Raw genomic sequence first — 24,164 nt, forward strand, 5'->3', positions numbered from 1 at the left:
TCCCCTGACGCACGTCATTTCCCACCTTTCTACCCCGATGTACTTTTGTGATGTGAGATTGAAACAGTGATACAAGATTCACAATAAAATATTGATGTCATGAAACAAGCATTTAGAATTGAACACGATTTTTTAGGTGAAAAAGCCATAGACGACAGCGTTTACTATGGTATTCAAACACTACGTGCGATTGAAAATTTCCATATTACCGGCATGCCGCTTTCCCACGAACCCATTTTTATCAGGGCACTGGGATACGTTAAAAAAGCTGCCGCCATGGCCAACAGAGACCTCGGCGTATTACCAGCTGATGTAGCAGAAGCCATTATATACGCCAGCAATAAACTGATCAATGGCGCTTACACCGATCAGTTCCCGACCGATATGATCCAGGGTGGTGCAGGTACTTCTGTTAATATGAATGCCAACGAGGTGATTGCCAACCTGGGATTGGAATACATGGGACACGAAAAAGGACAGTATGATTTTTTACATCCAAATAACCATGTCAACTGCTCTCAGAGTACAAACGACGCCTACCCTACCGCTTTTCGTATAGCCTTGTACTTTAAGATGAACGAATTTATAAAGGCACTCGATGCCCTGCAGCAATCCTTTGCTGCCAAAGGAACCGAGTTTGCACAAGTACTGAAAATGGGACGTACCCAATTACAGGACGCTGTGCCCATGAGTTTGGGAGATGAATTCAACGCATTTGCCACTACCCTCCGGGAAGATGTGCAACGCCTCCGGGAAATACAGGCTTTGCTGACAGAAGTAAATATGGGTGCTACCGCTATTGGTACCGCCATTAACGCTCCTGCCGGTTATCCTGAACTGGTTACACAGTATCTCGGCGAAATTACCGGCTTACCTATTGTGCTCGCGGAAGACCTGATAGAAGCCACTTCCGATACAGGCGCCTTTGTACTGATATCCGGTATGATGAAACGTACCGCGATTAAGTTATCAAAGATTTGTAACGACTTAAGGCTGTTATCTTCCGGACCACGGGTAGGGCTACACGAAATTAACCTGCCACAAATGCAACCAGGTTCTTCTATCATGCCAGGTAAAGTCAATCCGGTTATTCCGGAAGTGGTGAACCAAACGGCGTACTATGTGATTGGTGCTGACTTAACCATCACCATGGCCGCCGAAGCCGGACAGCTGCAATTGAACGTGATGGAGCCCGTTATTTCCTTCAGCTTGTTCAACATGCTCTCCTACCTGCACAATGCCGTAGATACCCTGCGCGAAAAATGCGTAAATGGTATCACCGCCAACGAAGAAGCTTGTAAGCAAATGGTGATGAACAGTATAGGTATTGTAACGGCACTGAACCCATTACTGGGTTATGAAACCTGCGCCGCCATTGCGAAAGAAGCGTTGAACACCGGCAAATCTGTACACCAGATTGTGGTCAGCGAAAAACAATACATCACCCAGGCACAATGGGATGAAATCTACTCTTTCGAGAACATGATCCATCCCCAATTTATGAACTAATATGGCTTAACCAGCATCCTATAAAGTATGAACCGCCTCCTCCGGGAGGCGGGAATTACAAACAGCAAACGACTTACTAACTGCAACCTTGCTTGTTCATAAATAAATGGTATGCCTGCAAGTGAAGAGAAAAGGCCCGAGGGATTGATGCAGGTGTGCCTGCAGACCGGTATGCGAAAGCATACCGGTTTTTGCGTTAACGGAAAGCTATATCTTCCAGCTTCTCCACTTCCAGTAGCGTAATGCTGCCATTGCGGATGGCAATCAGTTTTTCATTTTTAAAATCACTCAGCGTACGTATCAGCGACTCTGTGGCCGTACCCGCCACAGTGGCCAGTTCTTCCCTGGAAATATTGATCACGAAATTTTCTGAATTCGTTACCAGGTATTTATTACGGAGATGCACCAACGCACTGGCTACTTTTTTACGTAACGTATCATAGGCAATCCCCAGCAAACGTTCTTCTTTCTCTGTTACGTTCTGCGCAAGCATCCTCACAAAACGGGTAACAATATAAGGCGTACGATTAAATATCTCCTCTGCATCTTTCCTGGGTATCAACACAATTTCTGCATCTTCCATCACAATAGCCGTGGCTTTATAAGGCGTTTCTTCCAGCAGCGCTACATACCCAAAAAAATCTCCCTTCTTGTAAAGCCCTATCACCAGGTCTTTTCCGTCTTCATGCGTTTTCACGGTTTTCACTTTCCCTTCCTGTATATAATACAGATAACGGGGCGTACCTCCTTCCTTGTACACCGTTTCATGTACTGCCAGCCGCATGGTATTCCGGTTTTCGGTGAACTCGCGGATCAGTTTTCTGAGGTCGTGATCATCTGTAGCGTTTGCCGGGCCGTTTATCGCTGTCTGGTACTGATAGCGTTGCAGGCGGTTCTCTACCGTCAGCAATAAATCGTTATTGGAAAAGGGTGAAATAAGAAAGTCATCGGCACCCAGGTTCATGGCGGTACGAAACAACCGGGCATTGTATTTATCTCCCAAAAAAATCACTGGTACCCGTTCCAGCAATGGATCTTTACGAAGGGTATTTAATACGCCTAATCCGTCGATCCCCTTCATATTCATTTCACAAAGGATCATATCAGGATGCTGCTCTTTTGCAGTGGTGATCCCTGTTTTGCCATCGTTGGCGTACACTACCTCATAGTGATGGAGCAACAATAAATCCCCTATATTCTCCTGCAGCTGTTGAAGGTTTCCTATCAATAGAATTTTTTGCATATTCCAAAAATAAGGGAAATCGCTTACGCATAAAAAAAGGGGTGGTAAGAATACCTCCCCTTTAATATTTTAACCATATCCTATGAAAAACCTGAACCAAAGATATATTCATCGGCGTTAGTTGCAAACCTTATTTCGTGAACGGGCGAAAATCGCATGTGAATGCATGAAAATCCCGGATGTTAACCACCCGTTAACAAAAATTAACCCCGTTTTAATTCCCCAGGGTTTTGAGTGCCAGGTAAGACATAAGGCCCGCACCGGTTTCCAACGACTTTTCATCGGCATCGAAGGTAGCGGTGTGTAGCCCGGACTTGATACCCCGGTCTTCATTCCGTACGCCCAACCGGTAAAAGCAGGCATCTGCCACTTGTGAGTAGGAAGCAAAATCTTCTGCTGCCATCCAGATGTCCAGGTMTGCTACCTGATCCGCCCCAAGAAAGTCGATGGCATGTGCGCGACTCGCCGCAGTGAGTTTATCTTCGTTGATTAACACGGGATATCCTCTTTCAATTTTAATATCGCAGGCCCCTTCCATGCCTTCCGCAATGGAGATGGCCATTTTTTTAATCTTTTCATGGGCCTCATTCCGCCATTTTTCATCCAGTGAGCGGAAGGTACCATCCAACCGTACTTCATCAGGAATCACGTTGTTGGCGCCGTTGGCGATCATTTTACCGAACGACAATACAGAAGGCGACAGCGGATTAGCACGGCGGCTCACAATCTGTTGCAACGCAATCACTATATGACAGGCGATCACCACCGGGTCAATACCCAGGTTGGGCATGGCCCCATGGCCGCCTTTTCCTTTTACCACCATAGAAATCTCGTCGTTGCTGGCCATATAGCGGCCTGAGCGAAACCCTACCTTCCCCACCGCCAGCTCCGGCATCACATGCTGCCCCAGGATGTGCGCAGGACGTGGGTTCTCCAGCACCCCGGCTTTAATGAGCAAACTAGCCCCGCCAGGAATCACTTCTTCCGCAGGCTGAAAAATAAATTTGACAGTACCCGAAAATTCCGCCTTCATCTGGCTGAGAATACCCGCCACACCTAATAGCGAAGCAGTATGCACATCGTGACCACAAGCATGCATCACGCCTGTATGTTGCGAGCGATAAGGCACCTCATTTAACTCCACAATGGGTAAGGCATCTATATCGGCGCGCAGGGCCACCACTTTATCGGATGGCGCTGCACCGCCCTGCAGTAAAGCAACAATACCGGTATCAGCCATTCTTTCGTAAGGAATATCCAGTGCACGTAACTTCTCTTCTATAAATACAGCCGTCTGGTGTTCCCTGTAGGAAAGCTCTGGATAAGTATGCAGGTGGCGGCGATTTGCGGTAGCCTCCTCCAACAGTCCGCTGGCTAATTGCCGGATTCTTTCTTTAAGCATGTAGCAACAATTTTTTTATACTGTCCTGTGATAAAAATTCTTTTACAAAAGTATCATCTGTCAGGTGCGGATAAGCAGCAGTTACCCGATCTATTTCGGCAGCCTGCCCCGGCGAAAGCACTTCGTGATCCTCCAGGCACCAGGTGCCTTCCAGCAGTCCCTGTCTCCTTAATACCTCATGTATCCCGGCTATAGAGCCTTTAAATGCATGAGAAGGATCAAAAATAGCCGCATTCATATCTGTCACGGCTATCCCTTCCTGCAACAATTCCCCCGCACCCTTATAATCCTCAAGTATACAATTTTTTATCCGGCCAAACAGCCCCGCTACTTTTTCGGTCCATACCGACCAGTGTCCCAGCAGTCCTCCTGCAAAACCTTTTGCCACTATTTCACCGTTTACCCGGAACCGGTAAGTGGTGAGCAGGTCTGCCACAATATTATCGTCATTGCCGGTGTATAAGGCGATGTTATTCCGGCGGGAAGAGCAAGCCACGGCCCTTACCACGTCCAGCGTCTGATAACGGTTAAATGGTGCCGTTTTAATGGCTTTTACGTTGGGGATCTCCACCAGCTGCTCCCAGAAGGAATAACTCAGTATCCTACCGCCCACAGAAGGCTGCAGATAAAAGCCAAATACCGGAATCACCTCCGCCACTGCCCGCACATGCGCCAACAGCTGCGCTTCGGTGTAGTCTTTCAGTCCGCCGAGACTCAGCAACCCAATATGATAACCATATTTAAGCGCCAACCGGGCTTCCGACAACGCCTGCTCCGTTGGCCCGCAAATGCCGGCCACTTTGATAAATGGCCGGTCCAGCTGCGCCGCCGCAATTTCTTCGGCGGCAATACGTAACACGGGTTCCAGCAAATTAATCTCCGGGTTCCGGATCGCAAACTGCGTGGTATGTACGCCTACCGCCACACCACCTACGCCACTGGCGATATAATAACGGGTGAGTAAACGTTGCCTGCTTTCATGCAACTGCCGGCGCTCATCCAATGCCAGTGGGTGCGCGGGGATAATAGTGCCGCTATGTAATAGTTGTTCAACTGCTGATTCCATGGTAATTTTTTTTTTGAGATGTCGTTAAAACTGTCCTTCCCTTTCCTGGAAATGTGTCGCCTTCTGAATAGTACGCCCACCCTCTTCCAGCCAGGCGGCCGTGAGTCCAATCATCTGCAACAGCGATACTTTCGGGTAACCGAACAAACGGAAACTTTCTGCCGCATTGTTCAGCAAAGCCGTCGGTTGCTCTTCTCCGGTAAACAATGGCTGCTTACCAAAAACTTTCCCGAACTCGCTGGCGATCCATCGTACCGGCGCGGTTTCCGGACCAGTGATGTTCAGTAGCTTCGCCGGCACATGGCAATGCAACAGGCTACGCAACGCCATTTCATTGGCATCCCCCTGCCAGATCACGTTCACATGTCCCATGCGGATATCAATAGGCCGCTCTTCCCGCACAGCTTTGGCGATTTCCAGCAACACGCCGTAGTGTAAATCATTGGCGTAATTGAGACGGTATACCAGTACCGGTGTATTATACTTGCCGGAGAAATGCTGGAAAATACGTTCCCTGCCCAAACAGGATTGTCCGTACTCACCAATGGGCGCAGGCGCCACGCTTTCATCCGCTCCGCCTGAAAACACGGGCGTAAACGGATATACGTTACCGGTAGAATATACCACGATGCGGGAGTTCCTAAACTTCTCGGCTACACGCCCCGGCAGATAAGTATTCATGGCCCAGGTAAAAGCTTCTTTACCGGTGGTACCGAATTTGGTTCCTGCCAGATACAATACATTCTTTACATCCGGTAAGGCTTGTAGGTCGGCGTCATTCAACAGATCAGCCGCGATAGCTTCTACGCCATCGCGTTCCAGTTGTTCTTTCAGTCCGGGTTCCGTTAAACGGGACACCCCTATTACACGACGTTTGATACCGGAGCGGTCTACCGCCTGCTTAGCCAGTTTAGCCAGACTGGGACCAATTTTTCCACCTACGCCCAGGATCAGGATATCTCCTTCCAGGCTGGCAATATCTGCCACCAATGCATCTGAAGGTTGCAGCAGGCTGTCAACCAAATTTTCCAGTTGTTTCATATTGATAATTTTTTTTTCGGGAGATAAAAGAGCTGGTCATCGCTGTTATTCACCGATACTGTTGACGTCGGCGAAAAGCCGGGCGCGACCATGCGTACGAAGAATAGTAGACGGATATTGTTCACTGATAACAGCATGTAAGGTATGCTGCACTGCCGGCGCCTTGTTCACACCAGGCACCATGCAGAAAATATAACGGGCACGCATCAACGCCGGTACCGTTAAGGTAATGGCATGCGTAGGCACCTCTGCCAATGTAGCGAAGCAACCATCATTCACCTGCTGTTGCCGGCAGGCGGCATCCAGGTCCACTACTTTTACCGGCACCGGATCATGGAACAAAGCCACATGCGGATCATTAAACGCAATATGCGTATTTTCTCCGATGCCCATATTCACAATGTCCACCGGGTATTTTTCCAACAGGGCAGCATAGCGCAAACACGCGGTGTCCGCATCCTGGCCACCGATATAATGTACTTCGCGAAAAGGCAGCAAATCGAATAATCTTTCCTTTAAAAAATTGCCGAAGCCCTGTGGCGCATCAGGCGCCAGCCCTACATATTCGTCCATATGAAAAGCATTCACCCGTTGCCAGTCGATCCCCGTTTCTTTCATCAACGCTGCCAGGAATTCGTGCTGCGAAGGCGCTGCGGCAAAGATGATATTCACGCAGTCCTGTTCCGCCAGCAACGTGCGAATACAACTTCCACAAGCCGCTGCGGCCGCAGCCCCCAGCTGTTGCCGGTCCGCATACACAGCTACCTGCAACTGCCCTGCTGTTGTTTCTCTCACGGTCATACCACTTCATTTATTGATTAAATAATTACTACGCCAGCTTCTTAATTTATATCCGTAAAACGCGTAGAATATCAGGTACAGATAACAGGGGAATAATACCCAGTAAGCCAGGCGTACATTGTATACATCGGCTACTAAGCCGTACATCACGGGTAACATAGCATTGCCGCTTAGTCCCATGATCATCACGGAAGCGCCCAGCTTGGTGAAGCGTCCGAGACCATCCAACGCCAGTGGCCATATACCCGCCCATACCAGCGAGTTGGCAAAGCCCAGTAATACCACAAACCAAATGGAAACATCTGTTACATGTCCTAATATTTTCACTTCCCCATGCAGGTAAATAATGCCCAGTGTAAAGCAGGCGCCCAATACGGTACATATCCGTAAAGCATTAGCCTGACTGATCACACGGGGAATCAGCGAAATACCMAACAGGTAGCCGCAAATGGTCACGAACAACGTATAGGAAGGAAATGTTTTTGCTTCCAGCAACGGAATATGCATAGAACCGGCGTAGCCAATAATGGTGTCAATGGCTACTACCTGCGTGCCTACGTGTAAGAAAATGGCCACCGCTCCCAGTATCAGGTGCGGAAACTGGAAGATGCTGGTTTTACCGGCATTGGCAACGGCAACGTCTGCGTTCTCGTGTTCCGTATCTATTTCCGGTAGCGGGGAAAAACGTACCATACACCCCAATGCAAACAACACCACGGCTACTACGGCATAAGGTACTATCACGCGACGGATCAGTGCATCCAGCACAGCGGTGCGCGCCTCGCCGGTCATGTAGGCCAGCTCTTTGAACAGGTCGCCATCCGTTGCTTTGAGGATCACCGCCGCAAAAATCAGTGGCGCCACAATGCCCGCTCCCTTATTACAGATACCCATGATGCTGATACGTGCCGCCGCACTTTCCTTTGGCCCCAGGATGGTGATATAAGGATTGGCGGCGGTTTGCAGCACTGCCAGGCCAAGACCGATGATAAACAACCCCGAAAGGAATACTTCATAAGTACGTGTATACGCTGCCGGTATGAAAATGAGTGCACCCAGCGACATCACCCAGAAGCCCATCATCATCCCCCGCTTAAAGCCTACTGCTTTCAGCAGGTAGGATGCCGGCACAGACATAAAGAAATAGGAAATATAGAAAGCAAAAGCCACCAGGTACGACTGGAAATTACTCAGCTCACACGCGATCTTGAAGTATGGTATCAGAATAGCATTTACCCAGGTAACAAAGCCAAAAACGAAAAACAGTAAGCCCACTATCAGTATGGAAATAACCGTATCTTTTTTGCTGAGCGACCCCGCTGCTACCGTAGCGGTATGTTGTTTCATGGAAATTGTTTTATCGGTTACAGCGTTGGTTCCCATCCTGGCTGATACTCCCGTTGCCAGAATTTCTGCGCAGCCGGATCATTCAGTATATGTCCGTTGGAAGCATCAATATGTAAGACGTTACCGGAACGCAGGGCAATGTTACCCAGCTGACAAAGCAGCGTACTCTGATGCCCGCTGAGGATATCCGATTTCAAGACGGTGCCCTTGCGGATGCCGTCAAAGAAATTCTGTATATGCAGCGCATCCAGGCTCTCGGCCGGATTGGTCAGGTTGCGCGGATCAATGATGGCTTCGTTGCTGACCGTTTTCACTACTTTATTATCCAGGTCATAAATCGTATAGGCGTTGCCGTCAATAACCAGCGATCCTTTTTCACCGTAGAAAATAACACCTACGGAATTGCCTTCCACATAGCGCCCGTTGCAGCTGCGGCCTTCCCATACCATGCTGGTATTATTGGGAAATTCCAGGGTGATTACCTGGGTATCTGGCGTTTCCCAGTCGTCTTTATAACGGTAACGTCCCCCCGCAGAAGTCACCCGCGTAGGGTAATCTACATTCAGTCCCCAGCGCATGAGGTCAATCATATGTGTACCATTGTTCAGTGCTTCACCGGTGCCCCAGTTCCAGAACCAGTGCCAGTTGTAGTGTATCAGGTTATCTTTAAAGGCGCGGCGGGGTGCGGGTCCCTGCCACAGGTCGTAGTTCAGCCATTCCGGTATGGGTGCTTCTTTCCCAATACCAATTGATTCGCGGTTATTGGTATACCAGCCTTTGGCAAAGTAAGCGCGGCCGATGGTGCCTTCTTTTACTTCCCGGATAGCCGCGGCTACATTGGGCCACGACCTGCGCTGATTGCCCATTTGTATTACGGTTTTATATTTATCCGCCACCTTTACCAGGAGCTCTCCTTCATGCGGATTGTGACTGCAGGGCTTTTCCAGATAAACGTGTTTACCTGCTTTGGCGGCCAGTATCGCGGCGGGGGCATGCCAGTGGTCCGGCGCCGCAATCACTAGGGCATCCAGGTTTTTATTCTCCAGCGCCTTGCGAAAATCAGGCACCGCTTTGGCGCGGATTTGCTGGATTTTATATACACTTTCAATACATTTCGCTGCAGCCCGTGTATCTACATCAGATACGGAAACGATTTCACAGTTGGCTTGTTTGGCGTAGTTATTGGCCAGCGCCAGTCCGCGGGAATTAACCCCCATCATACCAATGTGGATACGATCATTGGCGCCCAGGATGCGGGCATAACTTTTGGCGCTGAAGCCAGGAACAAAGCTACTCAGGGCAATAGCGGCCGTGCCCTGCGCCGTTTTTTTGATAAAATCTCTACGGGATGCTGACATAAAAGTGGAATTATGCTGGTGATAAAAATGGTCGTTGTTTATCGTTGCTGTTTCCTGGCGCGTTGATACATTTCCGTTAGTGGTACGGGTGCGCCGTTTCTGCGTTTACTTTCTTCTGCGGCCTCCATGAAGGCCAGTATTTCCAAGGTTTCTTCCGGCTTCACGGGCGCTACGCCTGTTCTGAAAAAGGTGGCGATTTGCTGGAGCAGTGCTTCATATCCTTTAAAAGGGCCCAGCAGCATACTCCCTTTTTCACCGAAAACACGGCCGCCGAAATCATCCGGTCCCCTGCGGGTACCGCGGAAAGTGCCGATGCGATCGTCTTTCCACATGCCCACTACCACATCTGTATCCGGTGTGCTGAAGCGGGTCACCGTATTGCAACCGGCGCCCATCACCGTGTATAAGGTTTCTACACCATGAATGCCATACCAGAATAAATCCGGATGTGTTTTTTCAATGGCGGCCGGACTATACGTATCCGCCCCCAGTACTTTTCCAATCACGCCTTCCTTCCCTACCTGCTGCGCACTCTCCATGAAACGCAGCGAGGATGCGGAGAACACAGGTGCATGGTATCGTTGCGCGGTATCAAAAATGGTGATACCATCTGCCAGTGAAGCGGCCAATGGTTTATCGATAAATATTTTCTTTCCTGCTTTCAGCACGGGCAACGCCTGTGCCAGATGAGGTCTTCCATCATTGGATTCCAATAATACTACATCCACTTTAGCCAGCAGCGCGTCAATAGAACCGACGATTTCCACCCCCATCTTTTTCACTTCTTCCGTAAAACCCGGCAAACGCTTTTGGTTCAAAGCTATATCCGGACTTGCCTGCGGGAAGGCCGCTACTACTTTCATGCCTTCCAGTCCTGGTACCGTTTCCGGGTTATTAAATGCCTTGGTAAAAGCAATCGCATGGGTGGTATCTAATCCGATAATCCCTATGCGGATGGTGTCTGCTGCTGCTTGCGCCATCGCGTATAATGGGCGTAAACTGCCCAGCAAACCGGCGCCGGCGCTGGTAATAACAGCATTCCGTATAAATGTTCGGCGAGGATAGTGCATACTATTGTCGTTTTGCGATGGCCAATGCCTGTGTGGTGGTATAATATTTCGCTAACATCCCGGGCACTTCCCAGGCGGGCATCTGACCAGACTTTACATAGATCAGAAACTGCTGCATTACTTTAGCAAAAGCCGGTTCATGTGGTTTCACATATTGTTCGGGTATCACCACTTCCCAGTCGCTCCCCGCAGGCTTCAACGCTATCCCCGGATATTGCTGTGCCAGCGCATGAAAAGCGGTCTGCATTTGTTGGAGGTAAGCCGCATCCGATGAAACGGGACTGATATACAATACCGGCAAATAATGCTGTTCCTTATCCTGCTTAATCAGCAATGCCGCTTTACTGCCCTGTATCCGCGAATAGTGCGTATCTCCGGTACCGGCGGGCGCTTCATAATCCCATTGTACCGCAATACGTGCATGTATGCCTTTGATGGTATAATCAAAAGCGCCGTTGGCATATATTTTCAATACGCTATCCTTCCCTGCCATAGCGGCTAATGCCGGTGTAAGCGGCGCTCCGCCGGTAATGGCTGCATATTGCGCAGCACTCATTACCGTAGGCCAGGTGGTAGCGGTATCTACGTGAATATCTTTTTTATAATGAAGTACCTGTTCCGGGAAGCAGGTCCATTGCACCAGATCCACCAGATGTGTGGTTACATCGGTAATTCCTTCACCTTGCTCCTTTACGTCCATGTACCAACTGGGACGCACCAACGTTTTTCCTGCGACAGTCTTCTTAAAGTGATGTACACTTTTCTTTATCACCGTGGGATTATCCGCCGAACCCGCTTCCAGCGTACCAAATAACGCTGGCAATTGCAACAACGCTTTCTGCAACACATTATGAATCTCATAACGCTCGGTCATGATATCGAAAAGCTGCACTTTATGTGCTGCGGCGGCGGCAAAAGAAGCGCACAGGGTATCAAATCCGGCGGCATCAATCGCCATCGGTTTATCGGCGAATACGTGCATACCTGCCTGAACAGCACGCTGTATATAGGCGGGTTTCAGCCGGTTATTTCCGGCCAGCACCACGATGCTGCCGGGAGCGCACTGCTGCATTTTCTCCAGGTAAGCGGGACCGGTATATACGTCTGTTACCCAATGTACAGCAGGACTATCCTGTGTGTTGTAGTCCGCCACCCGCTGCAGGTATTGCTTTACTTCGGGCCCCTCTGGTGCAAATACCTTTATGACGGAATCAATGCCGGGGTACATCTGTTGCTGTACCAGGGAAGCATGAAAGTGACCCGGGTCCAATACAATCAGCTGCATAGGCGATGTTTGTTTAGATGAGTGCGTGCAGGACAACAGTAGCGAAGCCATACAGCTAAAGATAATGCTTTGCTTCATCCGGTTATTTTTTTTCATTGAGAACGTTACCGGTCAATTTCTTCCTCGTTTGCGTAATCACGGAAACGGCTATACTATCGGCATGATTATTCCAACTGTGACGGATATAGGAAGTAACAGCCGCTACGTCTTCATCCGTAAGAAACCCGAAGGCAGGCATCTGCTCCCCATACGCGCTGTTCTTCGCTTTGGTAGCGCCAGTGCGGCCCTGTATTACGGTTGCGATCAGTGATGCGGGATTACCGGTTACAAAAGTATTTCCATCCAGTGCGGGGAAAGAGCCGGGCACTCCTTTGCCATCTGGTTTATGACAGGCTTCACAATAACTTTTATAAACGGCAGCGCCCTTAGATGCTGCCACAACGGGTGCAGTGGCGGCTTTTTCAACGGGTAAACCAGCCGGTACTTTATCTGCTGCGATGAGTGCACGTAACCGGATAATCCGGTCGTCATGCGGTAATGGGAAGCCCTTGCCAGGGTTCCAGTCGCGGTTACTGGTAGCCACGTATACATCTCCATCCGGCGAAACACAGATATCCCGCAGGCGGCCAAATTTCCCGGAGAAATAAATACGTTCTCCGGTAATGCTGTCCTGTGCAGCATTTAGGGCGAGTACCCGCAAACTGGCTGCTTTTAAAGTACCTAATAAAATACTGTTATGCCATTCCGGAATGCGATCACTACTGTAATAGTCCACGCCCGCTGGCGCAATGGTAGGCGTCCAGGCTTTTAACGGTGGGGTAAATGGAAAGGAGTCCGCATAAGCTTTTTCATCCGGCCGGTCAGCAAAGCCTTCCACGCGCGGCCAGCCGTAAAATGCTTTCCGTTGAATCAGGTTCAGCTCATCATCAGTAGCATCTCCATGTTCAGAGGCAAATAAATGTCCTGCGGAAGAAAACACCAGGCCCTGAATATTGCGATGACCGCGGGACCAGATGGGACTACCCGGATATGGATTATCGGCAGGAATGCTGCCATCGAAATTGAGTCGTAATGTTTTGCCGTTGATAGAATGGATATCCGGCGCATTGTCGCCATTGGCGGCATCTCCGGTGGAGAGTATAATTTTACCATCGGGAGATATCGCTACCCTGGAGCCATTATGCCCCGTGTTGCCGGGCAATTCCAGCAGCACCAACGGATCTTTCAGGGTATCAGTGGTGTAGGTATATCTTACCAGCCGGGATACAATGGAAGAATCTTTTTGCAGGTGTGTGTAGTCCACGAATAAAAACGGTTGTGCCTTATCTGCTGATATAGCCATGCCTAACAAGCCCAGTGTGCGCTGGCGATATACGTCCGGAATGGTGAGCAATAGCTTCTTCACACCGGTGCGTGGATCTACTTTGCTGATGGTACCGCTCTGTTCTGTGTACCAGATCTGGTTATCGGGGCCCCAGGCTATTTCCCAGGGTACGTTGAGATCGGAGATCAGTGTACTAATGCCCACCCGGCTACTATCCAGTTCCAGTACGGCTTCCAGCGGCGGTGTAAACGTCGCATCCTGGTGGCAGGCGGCGGCCCCCAACATCATCCCTAGCAACAAACGTAGCGTTCCTTTCTTCATGAGATCAGTTTCTTACAAAAAAAATAAAGTGATCGCGTTGCTGACTGCCAATCCGAACATGATCAGCAAACCGATGCCGGCGGCGATATTGGTAAATAAACTATTCTTTAAGGGTCCCATGATCTTCGCATCATTTGCCACGAAGAACAAAGCCACACCGATAAACGGCACAATGAAAATGGTAACGGCCTGGGCCAGCACAATCAGTTCCAGCGGCAGCTTGCCAAAAATGATGGCTACGCCGGCGCCAATCATCATAATAACGGCAATAAATAAACGCACCATTTTAGAACTGAGCTGTCCGCCGAATCCTAACGCATCGCCTAACAGCGTTCCGCCCAGCGCCGCATTTCCCAGCAGGGAAGAAAAAGAAGCGCCAAATAAGCCTATCAGGAAAAGGCCGGCAGCGGCGTTGCCAAATACGGGTTCCAGTGCTTTCGCCATATCCGTGGCGGCTGTTACTTTGATGCCTGCCGGGTGTAATACCGTGGCAGCGCAGATCATCACAGTCGCACTCATAAAGCCCAGGATCAGCATCCCCGGCAAGGTTTCTTTGCCGGTTTGTGTCACATCCGGGCGTAATCTTTTCCGCTCCTGTACGAGATAGGATTGATAAATAGCGCCTACAATGGAAAAACAGGAAGCCATAAAGGCGATAATGAGTTTCTGTGAACCGGAAGGTACACCGGGCACAAAGCCTGCGGCGACATCACTTACAGCGGGGCGAGACATGGCCATCGTTACCATAAATGCTACCAGCATCATGATGATCAGGGTGATCATAATTTTCTCCAGCTTTTTATAAAATCCCCGGAAGAAAAGAATGCCAATCCCCAGCACATTACACACAATAATCCATATCACTTTGGAACTATGCGTGGCTTCTGCCAGCGTAATACCGGCGCCAATGGAGTTGCCGGCCTGAAACGAAGCAGTTACCAGGAACACCCCAACGCCAATGGCTATACGCGCAGGCATGCCCCATTTATCGCTGATAGAACTGAGTAAAGATTGATTGGTAGCAATGCCTACTCTGGCAGCCATCATCGTAAAAATAATCATGAAGAAGATGGCTACTGCCACAATCCATAACAGGGAAAAACCGTAATTGGCGCCCATGATGGAGGCAATAGTCACTTTACTGGGACCAAATACCAACGCGGCGGTGATTAATCCTGGACCCAGGGAAGCCAGCCAGGCGCGTGACTTTCGGGCAGTAGCTGGTTTATTGATAGTAGTTGTTGACATAACACCGAAATAAATTTTATCGAATAAGCATCATTGCAAAACAAGCAGCGACAAGCTTTTTGCTTTATGCTTTATGCTCAGGCAAAACGGATATAAAAAAATAAAACGATCGCGGTAATGATGGCCCACCAAATAGTGGGGTTGCGCCATCCGCGTTGCTGCGCTTTCTGCTCCGGGGGCAGCGACAAGCTGGCCCTGTTCCAGATAAGCCCTGCCAGTTCTGCTTCCGGCTTGGGTTTGGTGAGCAGGCTTACTACCACACATATTGCCATACAACTCCAGAATACAATGCCGGTGCGGTTAAAGAACGGCATCGACGGAAATAGCATTTCCATGGCAATAGACAGCGGAATGGTGAGGATGCCCGCTGCCAGCGCACCAGCATGCGTAGCCCGTTTCCATAAAATACCCAACAAAAACATGGCGGCGATACCAGGGGTAAACAAGCCATAGGCATTCATCAGGTAAAGGAATACCGGCTTATTGGAATGATTAAGAAATAATGCGGTGCATAAAATTCCCAATACGATAATAACGGCTCCGGCTATACGACCGAATCGAACGGCTTCTGCCTCCGTTGCTTTTTTCTTAAAATAAGGCAGGTAAATATCTACCGTCAGAATAGTAGTACAGGAATTAATAGCGCCGGAAAGATGCGACATCACAGCGGCAATCAGTCCGGCCATCACCAATCCCACCAAACCAGAAGGCAGCAATTTCTCTACCAGCGTAGGAAACAGCAGGTCTGGCTTTTCCAGATTAGGAAATAACTTAGGCGCTACCAGTGCAGGTACGGTAATGATAATAGGCACCAGAAATTTCAAGTAATCGCCAAACACCACGCCCATGCGGGCATGCCACTCGTTTTTGGAAGCCATCACGCGTTGTACAATAAATTGGTTGGTGGCACAGTAAAAGACGCTGATACAGAGTACGCCACCGAGGTACATGGTCCATGGAAAATCAGGATCATTGGCAGGTAGTATCAGGTCCCAGTCTTTTACGGTATCGGTAATAGCACTGACGCCACCAGCCGCCTTCACGGTGGCAAAGGTGAGTACAATGCCGCCCATCACCAGTACAATCAGCTGTAGCATTTCCGTCCAGATAACGGCCCGTAAACCGCCGGCGATCGTGTAAACGCCGGTAATAACGGCCAGTATAATCACGCTGGTCATCACAGAAATACCAAGCAGTGAATGCAGGGATAAGGCGCCGAGATACAGTACGGCACTGATTTCCACCAATACATAGGTGAGTAAAATCAGCGTAGCATAAGTGGTTCTGGCGGCGCCGCCGTATCGTTTCTCCAAAAATTCCGGGACCGTATAAAATCCGTTGCGGATATAAAACGGCAGGAATATCCAAAGCAGGGCATTGAAGCCCATGAGGATGGCACCCCATTCCATAGCGATGGCCACGAAGCCGCGGCTATACGCCACGCCCATAGCACCTACCAGGTGATGGCTGCTGATATTGGCCGCAATGATGCTGCCGCCAATCATCCACCAGGGGAGCTTATCTCCTGCCAGGAAATAATCGCGCTTGGTTTGCTTTCCTCTGCGGGAAGCATACAACCCCAGGCCAATTACACCTAATATGTAAACGCCGAATATAACAGCATCTAAAGCGGTAAGGTTCAGGTTCAGGTTCATTTCGGGAAAATCAATCGTTGTGAAATAGTAGCTGCGGAGGTGGTCAGCAATTCAAGTGCACCGGGCGCAAAAGGCGTTTGCCATACGGCATAACTATTACGACTATACGCATCTTTAGGAGGCAGGTAGCCGGCGTAACCGTTGACGATGTTCATCACTGCTACTGCAGCGGGCGCCAGTAATGACCGTAACTCCTGCTGGAAAGCGGAATAGGTTTCATTGGGCTGTCCCACCAACACGGCATCGCCTATACGCCATACCCAGAGAGGCATGTGTGATACGTCGCCATCTCCAATTGTTTTACGGATACCTCGTTGCCGCCATAACCTTTCCTTCACTACATGGTCTTTACAAGCCGCCCATTCCGCTTCTATGGCTGCCAGCGACGGCAGTGCTTTCAGCGGTAATGCCACAGTCGCCATTTCACCGGTCACTACTTCATCCGGTGCATAAGGGCCTTTGTTCCACATCGCCAGCGATGCGCCGGACTCCACCACGCCGGTAAAGAACAATGCCTGGTCCGGTGGCAACATGGCATCGAGCGCGGAGAGCACCGCCCAGCCCAGCTGGCGGCCGTAATGATCCGCGAGTGTAGTGTCGCCACTGTATTGTTCCGCAGGCGCCAGCTCTCCGGAAGCGCCCTGTAAAAACAGGCAGGGCGCACTGGTAGACGCTTCTACCAACGCCCGCATGGCGCCGATATAGTCAGGTGATAATAAACTGTTGGCCGCTCCCAGCGTAGTAGGATGGCAGGCATAATTCACGATGGTGCCGGCTACATTGCCCGCTTCATCTGTGATTCTTCCCACCAGCAAGGTATTATCGGCTGTACCAGCCGGATGGAGCCCGGTAATGATACGATCCGTTCCTGCCTCCGGTAACTCCCGGTTCTTCGCCAGATCGCAGGTACCATAATGCCAGGTAAGCGTACTTCGCTTTGCCGTTTCTAAGGCATTTTTAGCCGCTTTTATTGCCGCCTGCTGTACCAGTTGCAGATAGGGAGCAATCAACGCGCCACCGGGCTTATTTTCGTCTTCTGTGAAGGTACTGGGACCGGCATGGGTATGCGTGAGACAAAACATCAGCTGAAAAGGCTCCAGCGACAATGCCTGCAAAATACCTGCTCTTAATTGCTCTTCATCTGCGGCACTTTTCCACCAGCCCAGATCGGCGGAGATCAGTACCAGTGGTGATGCATCTGAATCTTGTTGAAAGGTAACCGCTGTGAGGGTAAACGGCAGGTGTATACCGCTGGCCACCTCATGTTTGGCTGCTCCCCAGTTACGGGCATAGATGCCTACTGGCGGTGTAATATCTTCTCTCCCGGTTCCGATCCACCCTTTGAAGGAAGGGTCTCTGAAAGGAGCATAGGTGTGCTGCGTCATGCGAAAAATGCTTTATACTACCTCACTAATGATAAACCGCCATCCATTAACAGGATACTGCCGGTAATGTGTTTATTCTCCGGATCGCAGAGCCGCAGCACCTGCCGGGCTACTTCTGCCGGCGTAATCAACGCGCGTACCGGTACTTTTTTGCGGGCATCTTCCCGCAATGCGGGCGATTGCTCCCATACCTGGCGACTCACACCTGCATCTACATAGCCTGGTGCAATTTCATTGACCATAATGCCATGTGGCGCCAGTTCCAGCGCCATGCACTGGCACAACATCCGCATACCAGCTTTGGATACGGCGTAAGCGGGAATATGACTATGCACCGCTTCCGCCGCCCAACTGCCTACAAATACCACACTGCCACTTTGTTGCAATGCCAGCAGGCGACCCGTCGCCGCCCTCGCTACATAAAAGGCGCCGTCCAGGTTCACGCGCAATTCTTTTGTCCACTGCTCCGCCGTTATTTGATACAAACCAGCAATCGTTACTGTAGCTGCATTGGCTACCACCATACTGGCAGCGCCCAACGTTGCTTCCACTGTCACAATCCAGGCATCTACCGCAGCGGCATCGGCTACGTCTACACGAGTGTAATGACATGCCACCCCATGTGTACGCAATTCTTCCAAAAAGGCCGTGGCACGTTCGGCCGGTTGTACATCACCAATAGCCACGTTTGCACCTTCCGCCGCAAATGCCAGTGCCACCGCGCGCCCAATGTCTCCCAGCCCTCCGCTGATCAGCACTGTTTTTTGTTCAAATAATTTCTTCATCGCCGGTCCTGTTTTAAGTAGTTACCAATCCCCTACGCTGCCGTCTTTATAAAACGTACGCTGTAATACTTCCTGTTGAAACGGATGTTTCTTTACTACCGCTTCATTGATTTCTATGCCCAATCCTGGTTTATGATTAGGGCGTACGATACGTCCTTTTTTCTCTACGGTAAATCCTTCACTCACTACTTCTTCTCTCCATGGCACATCATTGTGCACACTTTCACAAATACTGTAGGAAGGCGTGGCAAAGCCCAGCTCTATTGAAGCAGCGGTGCTCACCGGCCCCTGCGGATTATGCGGCGCTACTGCCACGCGATAAGCATCTGCCAGCGTAGCAATACGACGGGCTTCACTCAATCCGCCACAATGTGTAATATCCGGCTGAATGACGCTCACCGCACGCTTCTCCAGCAGATCGCGGAAAGCGTGAATGCCTACCAGTCGCTCGCCACTGGCAATCGGTGTTTTCACCGCACGTTGTATCAACGCTATATCTTCCATGGTTTCCGGCCAGCAAGGCTCTTCAAAAAAGTACAGTCCATAAGGCTCCAGGGCTTTGGCAAACTGCATCCCCATCAACGGACTAGGGCGTGCATGACAATCCACCATGATATCGATATCCTCTCCCACTGCATCCCGCATCGATTTTACGCAGGCCTCTGCATAGCGGATAGGCTTCAATCCTTCCAGTGGCATGGTTTCCGGCACCGCCATAGATTTAAAAGCGGTAAAGCCATCCTCCACTGCGCGCTGTGCCAGCTCCCCGAAACGGGCGGCATCATCCGGACGCGTTTCGTAAAAGTCTTCCATCTTACCACCGCCGAGGTGACAGTACAAACGGATGTAATCTCTTACCCGCCCGCCCCACAGCTCATGACAAGGCACGTTATGTATCTTCCCTAAAATATCCCAGAGGGCAATATCAATACCGCTGATAGCAGTACCCCGTACAATGCCGTTGCCATGCCAGAAATGCTGGCGGTACATCATTTGCCAGAGATGTTCAATACGACGCGGATCTTCACCAATCAGCAGTTGCGAAATATCTTCCACCGCACCTACTACGGCACGGGTATGCCATTCCAATGTAGCTTCTCCCCATCCCCATAGTCCCGGCTGATCTGTTACAATCTTAATGAAGATCCAGTTGCGCATCCGGGCATGGCATACCTGTGTTTCTATTGCGGTAATTTTCATAACTGTGCAACAATGATTTTGGTCTTATCTAATGTTTCTTCAATATCCTTTACGGTGTGTGCGAAAGATATGCTTCCTTGCTTAATTGGCAATGGAAAATTAAAGATGCCCTGCTCTATCAGCTTCAACCGGTAATTTTTATCGAAAGCAAAATCATGATGCTGCGCAATATCGTGGTAATCTACCGGCGCATGATCCATGAAATACACACAGAAAGCAGATCCCTGGCGGGCTACATGAAACGGACGACCCGTAGCGGAGAAGATATCCTTCAACCCATCTTCCATCAGCTGACCCAGTTTATTGACATGTTCATATACGCCTCCGGCAGATAACTTATGCAGTGTGGCGATGGCCGCTGCAGTCGTGAGCGGATGTGCATTGAACGTACCCGCAATGAGCACTCTTTTGCTTCTTTCCGGATGCACAAAATAATCGAGGTATTCTTTCTTTCCGGCAATCACGCCCATCGGATAACCGTTAGCCACGGCCTTTCCGAAGGTGCTCAGGTCCGGACGCACGCCGCACAATTCCTGATAGCCACCCAACGCATGACGGAAACCTGTTTTCACCTCATCGAAAATGAGCAGGAAGCCATGTTCATCCGCCAGCTTTCTCAACGTTTGCAGATAGCCCGGCAACGGCTGCACAATACCTACGTTCTGTAAAATCGGCTCCAGCAGGATACCCGCTACAGGATAACGTTTAAGGATATACTCAATAGACGCGATATCATTGAAATTCACCACATGCACCAGTGATTTATGCTGCGCAGGAATGCCGGCCGACATGGAATCATATGGATATTCACCCGGACTTACCCGCTCCCCTACATCACTCAGCGCACTGATTACATTACAGGCTACATCGTTGTGCCAGCCATTGTAACCACCCTGCATCACTATCACGTGATCTTTACCTGTAACGGCCCTCGCTATACGTAATGCATGATAAGTGGCCTCAGAACCGGTAGTAGTAATTTGTACACTATCTGCCGTAGGCACACATTTACAAAATAAACGGGCAAACGCTCCTTCCAGGTTGGTAGGCCCCGCGCCCATCAGCAAAGTAGCTTCGTCCAGCGTTTGCTTCACCGCATTGTTCACGTCGGGATCGTTATGTCCCAGGAAGGCGGCGGCAAAACCGGCCTGATAGTCGATATACTCGTTTCCTTCCAGGTCCCATACCCGGCTTCCCTGTCCTTTTTCGAAACAAATATTGGGGTCTGACTTCCGGTTCAGCGATACTACGCCACCGGGTATCCACTGTTCGTTGCTCTTCAACAGCGCAGATGATTTAGGCCATGCGTTCATAATGATATACTGTTAAGATTTTTTTGATGAAATAGTTGGCAACACAGGTGCGCCATTACTTTATACGGGTTATTACTATATCTGAAAAAAGACTGTTTTTTATCGTAGCGCCGGGCGCCTGCATAAATAAATTGCCTTGAATATCCTTGTGTTGAATGCGTACCCCKGAGATTTTCAGTGTATCGATGACCGTATGTTCATCAAATAAAAACTGCGGGTTACTATACCGGGTTTCGGTGCGTTGTATATTCGTGAATTGTACGTGGTCCATCACGGAATACTTCACGCTGATCACTGCATAGAGCGTTGGAAAGTGCGGGTGCGTGGCGCGTGAATACACGTTGGCGCCGCTGACGTTGGTTACTTTCACATTGGAAAACGTACCCACTTTATCGAACAGGCTATAAAACAGGATCGATGCACAAGCCGTATTACCTTGTACATTACTGATGTTAATATCCGCTACCCGCTTGCCTTCGAACGTATAAAACGCTACCGCTTTGAGGGTGGGGATGGAATCAAAGATCATTTGCGGGAATATATTCCTCACAGTAATATCCTTGTAATCGTATGCCGGAAAGGGCGACATCTTTCCCTGAAAACTGGCACCGCCGGCAGCAAAAGCAACAAGGTCATCGTTGGTGAAGCCGGAGATATTTTCTATCAGCACATGGTTGCCACCACCGGTAACACCATCGCCGTTATTCATCAGGGCGCTGGTTTGTGCGGCATCACGGAAAGGGTTTTGCTGGAAATGTATATCATGAATATGCACGGTATCACATTCCATGTAGGCAATACCCCAGCTGCGGGTACTGTCGATTTGCAGGTGGCTTACTTCCAGTTGTTTTACTTTATAAAAGAAGAAGCCAAAGCAGAAGTCGGATGTAGCTACAGTATTGCGCACAGTTCTTGTTTGCGTATAGCCGTTGCCGTTCCACTTCCCTCCTGTTACGGTGATATGTTCGTTGCCGTTAGTCAGGTCTTCATTTCTGATCAGATAAGCGTTGCTGCCTTTCTTTAACTGTATGTAAGCATCGGGACTGGCCGTGAGCGTAAAGTTTGAAGGCAGGCATATAGGCCTGGAAATGAGATACTGGCCTGCTGGTATAAACGTTTTACGGCTGCCTTGTTTTTTTGCTTTTTCAATGGCCGCCTGTATGGCGATAATGTCATCTGTTTTTCCATCTGCTTTTGCACCGAATGATCTGACATTGGTGCCGGTTGATAATTGGGCCCGGGAAGTCATACCGCCACAAAGCAGCATTATGCACAACCCCAATACCTGGTATAACTTTCCGGACCTTTTTTTCATACTACTTTCTTTTTTTCGTCTGTTCAACCATTAATACCCATCATTTTGTTTCAATACACCCGGGGTGTACAGGTCAATCTGTCGTTTTGGAATAGGGAACAACGCCATATAGGCCTTGGGCGCCAGTGTAACGGTCATAGGCGTATTGGTCACATTGTTGTATAAACGTTCTTCTTTCGTCATCACCGTGAGGAATTTACCGGTGCGTACCAGGTCCATCCAGCGTTCATTTTCGTAGGCCAGTTCCAGTTGTCTTTCGAGCAACAGTTTATCCAGGAATGCATCTGCCGCGGCAATGTCTGCATCTGTATAGTCATGGGTCGCATCACCGAAGGCTCTTTCTCTGACAAGATTCAGTTGCTTCAGCGCATTGGCTTTGTCGCCCAGGTTGTACAAGGTTTCCGCATACAGCAGTACTACATCTGCATAACGTAATACCGGCAAATCCAGTCCGGAAGAATTAATGCTGTGTTTCACGGCATATTTGTTCACGTAGGGATACCAGGTAGCGGGGCCGCCGGTAGCGGGTATATACATATCGGAGATGGTGTTGGCCTTGCGCTTATCGCCGGGAACGTATAATTTATCGAGGCTCCAGGACGGCAGGGCTATTTCATTGCCGCGGTCTACGATCCCCAACAGGCCGCCATTGGGCGTGTAGGTGGTAGACAACGTTTGACCGGCAGCATTTTCGATGTACTTCATGATGAAGATCACCTCGTTGTTGTCTTCTGTAGTGAGGCTCCAGAGCGTCGCGAAATTGGGTTCCAGTTTGTAATTGTAGTCGGTATTGATTTTTTCGAAACAGGTTTTGGCATTGGCCCAGTCTTTCCGGTACACATACACTTTGCCGAGTATGCCCAGTGCAGCGGCTTTGGAGGCGCGGCCTTTGGCAATACCCGATGGCGCCGGGAGCTTGTCCACGGCATCTTTCAGGTCGCTGATGATGAAAGCATAAATATCATCGGCGGATGCGCGGGGCATATTCTTCGCGTCGGTAATAGACAGGGAGGTGGTTACTTTAGGCACGCCACCAAACAGGCGTACCAGGTCGAAATAAAACAGCGCCCGCATGAACTTTGCCTCCCCGGTGAACTGATCTTTCATACCAGATGCGTAGTCCGTTGGGTTATCGATATTCTGCAACATGGCGTTGGCGCGGGCGATGCCAGTATACGTGGCTTCCCAGAAATCGCCCACGATGTTATTTTCCTGATTCACGGCCAGCTGGTCCATTTCGGCAGCGCCAGCCACGGAAGTGTTGTTAGACATGTAGAGGTTATCCGACGGCACTTCCATGATGAGGTAATCATTCTGTTTCCGTTGTTGCAGGCTGTTATATACCCCAAGGGCCGCCTGGTTCATGTCGTTCGATGTTTTATAGAAACTACCGGTGGTCAGCGTATCATCCGGTTTCAGGTTGAGCAGTTTATCTGTACAGCCGGCAGCACCCAGCAAAAGCAGCATCTGTACGGCAATGATGGTCTTTTTCATCT

General features: G+C 49.7%; 19 protein-coding genes. 1 reads left to right on the forward strand and 18 read right to left on the reverse strand.

Features of this window, described 5'->3' with window-relative positions:
- Positions 1-99: 99 nt before the first annotated feature.
- A complete protein-coding gene (aspA, locus tag AC1DFM_RS17075; RefSeq protein WP_477077945.1) occupies positions 100-1,509 on the forward strand; it encodes an aspartate ammonia-lyase in 1,410 nt (469 codons plus the stop codon).
- Between the two features lie 196 nt (positions 1,510-1,705).
- On the opposite strand, the gene AC1DFM_RS17080 is transcribed toward aspA, so the two are convergent.
- The 18 genes from AC1DFM_RS17080 to AC1DFM_RS17165 all read right to left on the reverse strand — a co-directional run bounded on the left by AC1DFM_RS17080 (position 1,706) and on the right by AC1DFM_RS17165 (position 24,162).
- On the reverse strand, positions 1,706-2,752 hold the full coding sequence (locus tag AC1DFM_RS17080) for a cyclic nucleotide-binding domain-containing protein (protein WP_477077946.1): 1,047 nt from the start codon (positions 2,750-2,752) through the stop codon (positions 1,706-1,708).
- Positions 2,753-2,966: 214 nt separating this feature from the next.
- Positions 2,967-4,154 (reverse strand): M20 metallopeptidase family protein, encoded by a 1,188-nt coding sequence (locus tag AC1DFM_RS17085; protein WP_477077947.1) that lies wholly within the window; start codon positions 4,152-4,154, stop codon positions 2,967-2,969.
- Positions 4,147-5,220, reverse strand: a complete 1,074-nt coding sequence (locus AC1DFM_RS17090) for a dihydrodipicolinate synthase family protein (RefSeq protein ID WP_477077948.1) — start codon at positions 5,218-5,220, stop codon at positions 4,147-4,149. The genes AC1DFM_RS17085 and AC1DFM_RS17090 overlap by 8 nt, the downstream gene beginning before the upstream one ends.
- A gap of 24 nt (positions 5,221-5,244) precedes the next feature.
- A complete protein-coding gene (locus AC1DFM_RS17095) occupies positions 5,245-6,261 on the reverse strand; it encodes an NAD-dependent epimerase/dehydratase family protein (protein WP_477077949.1) in 1,017 nt (338 codons plus the stop codon).
- Between the two features lie 45 nt (positions 6,262-6,306).
- A complete protein-coding gene (locus AC1DFM_RS17100) occupies positions 6,307-7,062 on the reverse strand; it encodes a 6-phosphogluconolactonase (RefSeq protein ID WP_477077950.1) in 756 nt (251 codons plus the stop codon).
- Positions 7,063-7,068: 6 nt separating this feature from the next.
- Positions 7,069-8,409 (reverse strand): sugar MFS transporter, encoded by a 1,341-nt coding sequence (locus AC1DFM_RS17105; protein WP_477077951.1) that lies wholly within the window; start codon positions 8,407-8,409, stop codon positions 7,069-7,071.
- A gap of 17 nt (positions 8,410-8,426) precedes the next feature.
- On the reverse strand, positions 8,427-9,767 hold the full coding sequence (locus AC1DFM_RS17110; protein ID WP_477077952.1) for a Gfo/Idh/MocA family protein: 1,341 nt from the start codon (positions 9,765-9,767) through the stop codon (positions 8,427-8,429).
- 38 nt (positions 9,768-9,805) lie between these two features.
- Complete coding sequence (locus AC1DFM_RS17115) at positions 9,806-10,837, reverse strand: Gfo/Idh/MocA family protein (protein WP_477077953.1); 1,032 nt, start codon at positions 10,835-10,837, stop codon at positions 9,806-9,808.
- 1 nt (position 10,838) lies between these two features.
- A complete protein-coding gene (locus AC1DFM_RS17120) occupies positions 10,839-12,200 on the reverse strand; it encodes a putative oxidoreductase C-terminal domain-containing protein (protein ID WP_477077954.1) in 1,362 nt (453 codons plus the stop codon).
- A gap of 4 nt (positions 12,201-12,204) precedes the next feature.
- Complete coding sequence (locus AC1DFM_RS17125) at positions 12,205-13,767, reverse strand: PQQ-dependent sugar dehydrogenase (RefSeq protein WP_477077955.1); 1,563 nt, start codon at positions 13,765-13,767, stop codon at positions 12,205-12,207.
- Between the two features lie 12 nt (positions 13,768-13,779).
- Complete coding sequence (locus AC1DFM_RS17130) at positions 13,780-15,015, reverse strand: Nramp family divalent metal transporter (protein WP_477077956.1); 1,236 nt, start codon at positions 15,013-15,015, stop codon at positions 13,780-13,782.
- 77 nt (positions 15,016-15,092) lie between these two features.
- Positions 15,093-16,670, reverse strand: a complete 1,578-nt coding sequence (locus AC1DFM_RS17135; RefSeq protein ID WP_477077957.1) for a sodium:solute symporter family transporter — start codon at positions 16,668-16,670, stop codon at positions 15,093-15,095.
- Positions 16,667-18,055, reverse strand: coding sequence for a neutral/alkaline non-lysosomal ceramidase N-terminal domain-containing protein (locus AC1DFM_RS17140; RefSeq protein ID WP_477077958.1), 1,389 nt, complete (start codon positions 18,053-18,055; stop codon positions 16,667-16,669). The genes AC1DFM_RS17135 and AC1DFM_RS17140 overlap by 4 nt, the downstream gene beginning before the upstream one ends.
- Before the next feature lie 17 nt (positions 18,056-18,072).
- Positions 18,073-18,840 carry an SDR family NAD(P)-dependent oxidoreductase gene (locus AC1DFM_RS17145; RefSeq protein ID WP_477077959.1) on the reverse strand — a complete coding sequence of 256 codons (768 nt, stop codon included), beginning with the start codon at positions 18,838-18,840 and terminating at the stop codon, positions 18,073-18,075.
- A 21-nt stretch (positions 18,841-18,861) separates the two neighbouring features.
- The gene (gene dgoD, locus AC1DFM_RS17150) at positions 18,862-20,040 is read right to left on the reverse strand and encodes a galactonate dehydratase (RefSeq protein WP_477077960.1); all 1,179 of its coding nucleotides are present in this window, start codon (positions 20,038-20,040) and stop codon (positions 18,862-18,864) included.
- Positions 20,037-21,353: an aspartate aminotransferase family protein gene (locus tag AC1DFM_RS17155; RefSeq protein ID WP_477077961.1), complete on the reverse strand. Its 1,317-nt coding sequence runs from the start codon at positions 21,351-21,353 to the stop codon at positions 20,037-20,039. Before AC1DFM_RS17155 ends, dgoD begins: the two co-directional genes overlap by 4 nt.
- A 55-nt stretch (positions 21,354-21,408) precedes the next feature.
- Positions 21,409-22,668, reverse strand: a complete 1,260-nt coding sequence (locus AC1DFM_RS17160) for a glycosyl hydrolase family 28-related protein (RefSeq protein WP_477077962.1) — start codon at positions 22,666-22,668, stop codon at positions 21,409-21,411.
- 30 nt (positions 22,669-22,698) lie between these two features.
- On the reverse strand, positions 22,699-24,162 hold the full coding sequence (locus AC1DFM_RS17165; RefSeq protein ID WP_477077963.1) for a RagB/SusD family nutrient uptake outer membrane protein: 1,464 nt from the start codon (positions 24,160-24,162) through the stop codon (positions 22,699-22,701).
- Positions 24,163-24,164 lie beyond the last annotated feature (2 nt).

Source organism: Chitinophaga sp. 05T412 (genome assembly GCF_056396465.1).